Here is a 7,352-nt window from a genome sequence, read left to right on the forward strand (position 1 = left end):
CGGGTGAACCTGGGGGCGGCCGGGTCGGGGGCCACCCATATCGGGGAAAAGCTCCTTGCCGCCGCGGGAGTGGATCCCGCGCAGGTGAGAGTGTCGCATCTGCCGCTGCGGGATGCGGTGGCCGAGTTGAGCGCCGGACGGCTGGAGGGCTTGTTGTGGGCCGGTGGGGTGCCGACGGCGGCGTTGAATCCATTGCGGCTGCTGGATCTCGATCCACTGGCGGCGGTGATGCGGGAGCGGTTCGGGTATCTCTACGACCCGGTGCTGATTCCGGCGGGCACCTATCCGAACACGCCCGCCGTGCACACCATCGGCGTCGCCAACCTGCTCGTGGCCTCCCCTCAACTGTCCGACGCCACGGTGGGCACCCTCACCGAAGTCCTTCTGACACAAGCCGATTCGCTGGTTCCGGCCGAGGCGGCGGGCACCCAGTTCCTCGATGCCCGCTCACTGATCGGGACCGGGTCGGTGCCGCTGCATCCGGGGGCGGCGACGGTGTATCGCCGCCACCACGGATGAGCCGCCTCAGGATTGGGCGTTGTCACGCACCGCTGCGACGATCTCGCTGACCTGGGTGACCAGTCCGGCCAAGCCGAGGGTGTCGCCGCCGATCTGCACCGACTTCAACTCGGTCGGTGTGGGCAGGTGTTCGACGATGGCGGGCAGTTTGTCGATGAGCTGGGCGCGCACAGTGGTTTCGCTGCGGCTGTTGGCATTGTCGATGCCGATGCGTTCGCGTTCGAGCCCCAGCAGTGAGCTCTCGTGCGCGACGCGCGTCTTGGCTTGGGTCAGGGCGAGTTCGGCGTCGAGTTGCATGCGCCGCAGTTCCTGCTGCAGGCGGGCGTTGTCGAGTTGTTCGGCGTGCTTGTCGCGTTCCAGGCGCAGCGCGTGCAGTGCGGCCTGCTGGGCGAGGTCGGCGACTTCGCGTTCGATGTCGTGGTCGCGGGTGGTGCGGCGCAGTTTCTCGGCCGATTCGCGGTCGAAGCGGGCGGCGTCATTGCGGGCGCGCAGCTCGGCGAGTTCGCGTTCGTTCTCGATGCGCTGTTCCTCGGTGGCGCGCGCGACAGCGGTCTCGCGGGCCGCGACCGCTTGCTGGGCTTCGAGTTCGGCCAGACGCGCCACCCGGTTCTGTTCGCTGCGATAGGGCTTCTGCAGGTTCTCCCACAGCGTGTTGGAGGACACGACCGCCTCCTTGATCTGCACGGTCACGATCGACAAGCCCAGTCCGCGGTCCCCGCGCGCCCCGTTCTCGCCCGCGCCCTCGGCGACGGTGCGCAGCCGGGCGGTGAGTTCCTCGATGATGGGCTGCTTGTCCGACAGCACATCGCGCACCCCCATCGTGGACACCTTGTCCTTGATCGCGGCCTCGGCCTGCTCGCGCAGCTGCACATTGACCAGCCGCATCGGATCCTCCGGATCGGAGAAGTCGAGTTTGCGGTAGGCGGTGGCGAAATCCTCGATGATCCACTGCACATACCCCTGCACCAGCACGCCTTGCAGTTCACTGCAGATGCAGTAGGCGTTGATCAGGATCGTCTGGATCGCACCGGGCACCACCAGATACGAGTCGGTGGCCGGGTTGAACCGGAACGAGACACCCAATCCGATGTGCAGGGGTTCGGCGGCGCCGCGGCGGGTGTGCACCACGAACGCGTTCGGCGGCACCAGGACCGTCTGCCAGCGCCACCAGCCGCTGACCCGCACCTCCACCGGTCCCTGCGGGGTGTGCTCGCGCGCGGGGCCGACGCGTCCGGCGCGTTTGGCCATCGGGCTGGGTGCGCCGGGGGCTTGCGGGGCCGCGGTGCTGCGCGGGGGACCCGAGCGGGAGCGCAGGTCCTCCTCGAGTTCGGCCGACTGTGCCATGACCTGATCCAGATAGCTGTTGCTCTTCGCCGCCATGCGGGCACGCTACCGCTGAAAGATCTTCCTGCCCATCGAAATTCGAGGAACCGACAGGCACCGAGCGTCACTGTGACGAATACGGGGAGGGGAGTGACAGGGGAGAGGCGGAGAACCTCGCGCACCGCGCGGCCGACGGAGTTATGGTCGGCGAATGAGCATTGATCCGAAAACTGTTGTGCGCAACTTCTATTCGACCACCGATGCCATCGCCGCGGGGTCGGCGCCCGCTTCGGCGCTGGACGAGGTCCTCGACGCGAGCCTGATCGTGCACATGCCCGATGGCACCAGCATCGACCGCGACGGGTTCCGTGCGGTCAATCACGCCTTCGCCCAAGGCTTTCCGGGCTCGGTGCACACCGTCGAGGAGTTGATCGGCGAGGGGGAGAAGGTGGTGGCGCGGTTGCGCTGGCGCGGGATCCACACCGGCGAGTTCCAATCCGCGCCGCCCACCGGCAACAGCATCGAACTGGCCGAGACCGGCATCATGCGCGTCACCGACGGCAAGATCGTCGAATTCTGGCCGCTGTTCGACTCGCTGACGCTGATGCTGGGCGTCGGGATCGCCAAAATCTGAGCGGCGCAGCACGATCTACGGCGTTATTCGGTCGCCTCCGGGGTGTCCTCGGTGGCGGGTCGTTGCCCGAGGATGCCGTAGAGCAGCAGATCCTCGAGCGAGGCCGCGAATCCGTCGAGGTCGTCGATATCGCGGATACACATGGCGAACAGGGCCGCCCCGGCGATGGTGTCGAGCACCGTATTGGGATCCAGACCCGGGCGGGTGTCCGCGCCGGGCAGGTAGTCGCGCAATTCGTCGCGGGTCGGGGTGTCCAGGCGGGCCGACAGCTTCTCGTAGAGACCCGAGTCCTGCCGCATCTCGGCCATCAGCCCGGGCATCGCGGCGCGGGTCTCGGCGGAACCGAACAGCTGGATGGTACCGCGGATCACCTTGCGCACCTCCGCGAGCAGATCCGGCGCCACCACCGCCGAACCCACGTCCGGGAACACCGCCTGCGCGATGAGATGCGCCTTGGAGGGCCAGCGCCGGTAGATGGCCGGGCGGCTGACCCCGGCGCGGGCGGCGATGGCGTCGATCGAGGTTGCGCCGTAACCCTGTTCGACGACCAGGGCGCGCGCGGCCTCGAGGACGGCGGCGTCCACCGCGGGGTCGCGGTGCGGGCCCAGTCGGTGGCGTGTGGTCACGAAATCCGTCCTTGTCGCTGCCAGCAGGAATCGTTACAGTCTGTCACATCAAAGTCGTTACGCTCTGTAACTGCTGAGGACTCGAGGAGGAGTCGTGTCAGCCGCCCCGCACCCCACCCCCGCCGATACCTATCAACCGGTCCCGCTGCTGGCCTGCAAGGTCATCGTCATCTCCGGCGTCGGCCCCGGACTGGGCCATTCCCTCACCATCGAAGCCGCCCGCATGGGCGCCAGCCTGGTGCTGGCCGGACGCACCGAGAAACGCCTGCACGAATACGCCGACGACGTGCGCGCCCTCGGCGGCACCGCACTGGTCGTGCGCGCCGACATCACCGACGAACCCCAACGCCAAGCACTGGTGCGGGCGACCCTCGACGGGCTCGGCCGCGTCGACTGCCTGATCAACAACGCCTTCGCCATCCCGCCCATGTACCCGATCACCCAGATCGACGTCGAAGCCTTGCGGGTGGCCAACGAAACCAACGTGTTCGCGCCGCTTCGACTCTCGGCCCTGTTCGCCGACGCCCTCGAACGCAGCCGCGGGTCGATCATCATGCTCAACTCCTGCGTCTCCTACAGCTCCCAACCCGAATACTCCGGCTACAAGCTCTCCAAAGGCGCACTCGCACACCTGGCCTCGTCACTGGCCACCGAACTCGGGCCGCGCGGCATCCGCGTCAACTCCGTCGCGCCGTCGTATGTGTACGAGGACATCAACAAGGCCTACTTCGACTGGCTGGCCGCCCAAGCCGGAGTCACCCACGACGACATCTACCGCCAGAAGGCCGCACCCACGGACCTGGGCCGCCTGGCCGGACCCGAGGAAGTCGCCCGCGCCGCCCTGTTCCTGGCCAGCGATCTGGCCACCGCGGTCACCGGCCAGATGCTCACCGTCGACTGCGGCGAATTCCACCGATAGGAGAAATGCTCGTGACCAAACGCATCGTGCTGTGGGGGACCGGCGTCGTCGGCTCCATGGTGCTCGCCGAAATCCTGCGCCACCCGGGCTTCGAACTCGTCGGCGTCGGCGTCAGCAACAAGGACAAGGTCGGCAAGGATGCCGGAGACCTGTGCGGGGCCGCGAAAACCGGTGTCGCGGCCACCGATTCGGTCGAGGACCTGATCGCACTGCGCCCCGACGCGCTCGTGCACTACGGGCCCACCGCCGCCTACGCCGAGGAGAACATGCGCGTCATCGGCGCGTTCCTGCGCGCGGGCATCGACGTCTGCTCCACCGCCATGACCCCGTGGGTGTGGCCGCACATGGACAAAATCCCACCCATCTGGCGCGACCCCATCACGCAGGCATGTGAGGCCGGGGGAGCGTCATGCTTCACCACCGGCATCGACCCGGGCTTCGCCAACGACCTGTTCCCCATGACCCTGATGGGATTGTGCGGCGAGGTCCAATCCGTGCGCGCCTCGGAGCTGCTCGACTACACCGACTACGAGGGCGACTACGAATTCGAGATGGGCATCGGCCACCCGCCCGAATTCACCGCCCTGCTCGAACACCCCGACATGCTCGTCATGGCGTGGGGCGCAACGGTTCCCATGATCGCCACCGCGGTCGGCATCGAACTCGACACCATCACCACCACCTGGGACAAGTGGGTCACCCCCGACGACCGCCCCACCGTCAAGGGTGTCGTCAAGGCCGGAACCGTCGCCGCGATCCGTTTCACCATCAACGGCGTTTACAAGGGCCGTGAGGTCATCACCCTCGAACACGTCAACCGCATCGGCCTCGACGCCGCCCCCGACTGGCCCGCCGGCACCCGCGACGACGTCTACCGCGTCGATATCCTCGGCAGCCCGTCGATCTCCCAGGAAACCTCCTTCCGCTTCACCGACGGCTCCGGCCGCACCCCGGCGGTCGCGGGCTGCCTGGCCACCGGCATGCGCGCCCTCAACGCCGTCCCCGCCGTCAACGCCCTGCCACCCGGCTGGGTCACACCCCTGGACCTGCCCCTGATCCCGGGCGTCGGCACCATCCGCTGACCCGCGCCCGGTGGTGCTGTCGGCCCGAAACCCCGCGCGGGACCGCCAATCCGGTCCGACAGCACCCCGGTCCACTAGCGTTGACCGCTGACCGTACAGCCCGTTCTTCCCAGGAGGAGCTTGTGCAAGCCGTCAGTGGTGTCCGCGCCCGCACGCTCGGCGCAGCGTTCTGCCTCTCGATCACCGCCCTGTGCGCCGCCGCGCCAACCGCCTTGGCCGACAACCCGATTCCCCTCGTCCCGGTCGCCCCGGTCACTCCCGTCGACCCCACCGTCCCGCTCTCACCCGGCCAGATCATCCCCACCGGCAGCTCCAGCCAAACCTCCACCCAAACCACCACCGACTCCAAAACCGAAACCTTCACCGGCACCTGCACCACCACCGCCTCCGGCACAGTCACCACCACCTGCACCGGCACCACAACCACCACCGAAACCACCACCACGACAACCACCTCCACCACCACCAACTGGCTCTGACCCACCGACTGTCAGGCCCGCGGCCCCCAATTCCCGCGAATCCGGCCTGACAGCAACAACTTCCACCACCCAGCCACCCCACCTCAATACGTCACTGTGACGTATTGATCATGCACGGAGAGGCCCAGGGGAGTGGAACCAAGAGATCCCGACACCCTTCGAATCCCAGAATCCGGCCACAATCGGCCAATCCCTCGGGAACCGGAAATTTTCCACCAAAAGGCAGATACGCCAAAATATTTCGTTTCAGCCGATCGGCACCCGAGACAGCACAAACGAACGCCACAGGGGAAGCACTCACAGCAGCACTGAACCAGCCAGCCTCGAGGCCGATCCGCCACGGATTCAGGCGAATGCTGTAGTCACGCAGCGCGTTTCAAGATCAACACCGTTCCCGTAACCGCGCCGATAATCAACATTATGTCAGGTTGAAGTCAGGGGCCCGCCGCAGGGATATCCCCTGCGGACAGTCCGACTATCCTCTGAGTCGCCGCTTCAGCTGTTGAGCCAGCCGCAATCCGCCCGGAGCCACGGTCAGTGCTGCGTACACGACGGCGGGACGCAGAGCTCGACGTTGACGCAGGGCCAGACGGACCTGTTCCCTGGCCGTCGCGGTATCCGAATGAGACAGTGCTGCGCGGGCTTTGCCCATGGCTTGGTGGAATCGGGCTTCGCGGAGTTTGTGGGCTACGGCGGTGTGGACGGCTGGGTCGGTGGTCGCACTGGCTAGGTTTTCGAGGGCACGTTGCATGTTGTCTTCGTAGACGGCGAATTTGGCGGGGTCGTTGACCAGGCGGCAGGCGGCGAGGAGTTCGGGGAGGACTCGGATGTCGCAGCCGGCGGTGAGCATGCGGGCGGAGAGGACGAATTCTTCGACGACGGGGAGGTCGGGTGGGTAGCCCTCCCCCTTGGACCAGGCTCGGGCGCGGATGGCGGCGGAGTAGTAGATGACCGAGCCGTTGACGAATTCTTCGAGGGTGAGGCGGTGGTCGACGCCGGGTTCGACCTCTACCCCGCCTTCGCGGCGGTAGCTGGGGGTCACGATGGTGCCGGTGTCGTCGAAGCGGAAGGCGTCGACGGCGATGACGTCGGCTTCGGGGTGGGCTTGCAGGGCGGCGTGGGTGTGGGCGCAGAATTCGGGTAGGAGTTTGTGGTTGCCGTGGACGACGGTGTAGATCTCGCCGTTGGCCTCGGCGATGGCGGCGTTGATCGCGGCGGCCATGCCGTTGTCGTCGGTGCGCAGCAGCCGGATTCGCTGGTCGTCGGCGTACTTGCCGACGATCGCGGCGACTTCGTCGGAATAGCCGTTGTCGACGACGATCAGTTCCCAGTCCGGGAAGCTTTGCGCCACAACCGAATCGATGGCCTCGGCCAGATGGGCCTCGTGCCCGTGCGCCTCGGAAACAATAGTGAACACAGGACTGTTCATTGTGGACCCCGTTTGAATTGCCAACCCCTGCCCGGCTTGCGCCGCCCACAGCAGACTACTCGCGGATGCGGTGCGCGGCAGTCCAATCGGGGTGCGGTCCGGGCAGGAGGCGACGGGGCTGTCCCCTAGGAGACGGCGGTGACCGCGCGGACGACGAGCATGCGCTGCGGGCTCGGGCAGATCAGGCTGTCCCAGGGCAGCCACATGGATTCGGTGTTGTCGGGCGGGTAGACGCGCAGGGTGTTGGTGCGCAGCGCGGCGCAGTCGTTGACCTGCTTCGGGTAGGTGATGAACTCGAATTGCGCCGCGGCACCCGCGGCGAGGACGACCGGGGTGGGCTT

9 protein-coding genes are annotated in these 7,352 nt (G+C 67.0%); 5 read left to right on the forward strand and 4 right to left on the reverse strand.

Annotated elements, in window-relative coordinates:
- On the forward strand, positions 1-519 hold a 519-nt coding region (locus ACAM49_RS37275), incomplete at its 5' end, for a TAXI family TRAP transporter solute-binding subunit (RefSeq protein WP_369640239.1).
- A gap of 6 nt (positions 520-525) precedes the next feature.
- Here the strand turns inward: ACAM49_RS37275 and ACAM49_RS37280 are convergent.
- Complete coding sequence (locus tag ACAM49_RS37280; protein ID WP_369640240.1) at positions 526-1,899, reverse strand: SPFH domain-containing protein; 1,374 nt, start codon at positions 1,897-1,899, stop codon at positions 526-528.
- A gap of 154 nt (positions 1,900-2,053) precedes the next feature.
- Between ACAM49_RS37280 and ACAM49_RS37285 the strand changes: the two genes are divergently transcribed.
- Positions 2,054-2,476, forward strand: a complete 423-nt coding sequence (locus tag ACAM49_RS37285; RefSeq protein ID WP_369640241.1) for an ester cyclase — start codon at positions 2,054-2,056, stop codon at positions 2,474-2,476.
- 23 nt (positions 2,477-2,499) lie between these two features.
- On the opposite strand, the gene ACAM49_RS37290 is transcribed toward ACAM49_RS37285, so the two are convergent.
- On the reverse strand, positions 2,500-3,102 hold the full coding sequence (locus ACAM49_RS37290; RefSeq protein ID WP_369640242.1) for a TetR/AcrR family transcriptional regulator: 603 nt from the start codon (positions 3,100-3,102) through the stop codon (positions 2,500-2,502).
- A 94-nt stretch (positions 3,103-3,196) separates the two neighbouring features.
- Here ACAM49_RS37290 and ACAM49_RS37295 point away from each other — a divergent pair, with 94 nt between their 5' ends.
- The 3 genes from ACAM49_RS37295 (at position 3,197) to ACAM49_RS37305 (ending at position 5,582) form a co-directional block, all read left to right on the forward strand.
- Positions 3,197-4,021, forward strand: coding sequence for an SDR family oxidoreductase (locus ACAM49_RS37295; RefSeq protein ID WP_369640243.1), 825 nt, complete (start codon positions 3,197-3,199; stop codon positions 4,019-4,021).
- 5 nt (positions 4,022-4,026) lie between these two features.
- Positions 4,027-5,103, forward strand: coding sequence for a dihydrodipicolinate reductase (locus ACAM49_RS37300; protein WP_369640244.1), 1,077 nt, complete (start codon positions 4,027-4,029; stop codon positions 5,101-5,103).
- Between the two features lie 122 nt (positions 5,104-5,225).
- A complete protein-coding gene (locus ACAM49_RS37305) occupies positions 5,226-5,582 on the forward strand; it encodes a hypothetical protein (protein ID WP_369640245.1) in 357 nt (118 codons plus the stop codon).
- Positions 5,583-6,057: 475 nt separating this feature from the next.
- Here ACAM49_RS37305 and ACAM49_RS37310 read toward each other — a convergent pair whose 3' ends face one another.
- On the reverse strand, positions 6,058-6,999 hold the full coding sequence (locus ACAM49_RS37310; RefSeq protein WP_369640246.1) for a glycosyltransferase family A protein: 942 nt from the start codon (positions 6,997-6,999) through the stop codon (positions 6,058-6,060).
- 137 nt (positions 7,000-7,136) lie between these two features.
- Positions 7,137-7,352, reverse strand: a 216-nt coding sequence (locus ACAM49_RS37315) for a hypothetical protein (RefSeq protein WP_369640247.1), incomplete at its 5' end; no start/stop codon positions are given.

The sequence above is a fragment of the Nocardia sp. JMUB6875 genome (assembly GCF_041154655.1).
Lineage (GTDB): Bacteria > Actinomycetota > Actinomycetes > Mycobacteriales > Mycobacteriaceae > Nocardia.